Origin of the sequence: Mycobacterium asiaticum, from assembly GCF_001668675.1 — a bacterium.
Classification (GTDB): Bacteria; Actinomycetota; Actinomycetes; order Mycobacteriales; family Mycobacteriaceae; genus Mycobacterium; species Mycobacterium asiaticum_D.
Map to the genome: position 1 here is coordinate 1 of NZ_LZKQ01000001.1, position 958 is coordinate 958.

General features: G+C 61.6%; 1 protein-coding gene. It reads right to left on the reverse strand.

The window, feature by feature from the left end:
- Positions 1-935 (reverse strand): pentapeptide repeat-containing protein (locus tag A9X01_RS32120; protein WP_436405213.1); only part of this gene is annotated, 935 nt, incomplete at its 3' end.
- Between the last annotated feature and the right edge of the window lie 23 nt (positions 936-958).

Below are 958 nucleotides of genomic sequence, written 5' to 3' on the forward strand. Positions count from 1 at the left end.
TGGGCGTCGCCGCGGACGAACATCCCGTTGTTCATGTTGCCGGAGTTGCCGATACCGGTGTTGATGTTGCCGGAGTTGCCGATACCGGTGTTGAGGTTGCCGGTATTGAACCAACCCGTGTTGGTGTCACCGCCGTTGAAATCACCGCTGTTGAAGCTGCCCGCATTGAAGCTTCCGGTGTTATAGCTTCCGCGGTTACCGATACCGGTGTTGAAGTTGCCCGGATTAAACAACCCGGTGTTGCCGATACCGGAATTCCCGATCCCGGTGTTGTAGCTGCCGGTGTTGAACAACCCCGCATTACCGACCCCGGCGTTCAGAATGCCCTTGAGGTCAAAGCCGGAGTTGGCGATACCCACGTTGCCGTCACCGGTGTTGAAGAACCCAATGTTGTTGTCACCGGTATTGCCGAACCCGATATTGCCGGTGCCGGTATTACCGAAGATGTCGGTGACCGCCGCCTCAGCGGCGGCAGGGTTCACCGTCAACAAACCATTCAGCTTGGCCGACAGACTCGTCCCACTCAGCAGGGTGCTGATAGCCGGGTTGCTCAGCAGGCTGCTGACCACCGGGCTACGCAGCAGGCTGCTCACGGTCGGGCTGCTCAGCAAGCTGGACACGCTGGGGCTGTTCAGCAGGTTGGCCACAGTCGGGCTGTTGAGCAAGGTGGCCACAGTCGGGCTGCTCAACGCGCCGGTCAACGCCGTCGTCACGGTGGCGCTGTTGAGCAGACTGTTCAACCCACCCGAACCGGACAGACCCGCAACCAACGCCTGCAAACCAGCACCCGAACCGCCGAAACGGCCCCAGGAACCCGACCCAAAACCATTGCGCCCCAACGATCCCCAACCACTGGCCGCCGTGGCGCCGCCGGTCGGTATGCCACCGAGCTCATGCAGACGCAGATTCGCCAGACCACCAGTGCCCGACTGCACACTGCGCACCACCCCGGCCAGAT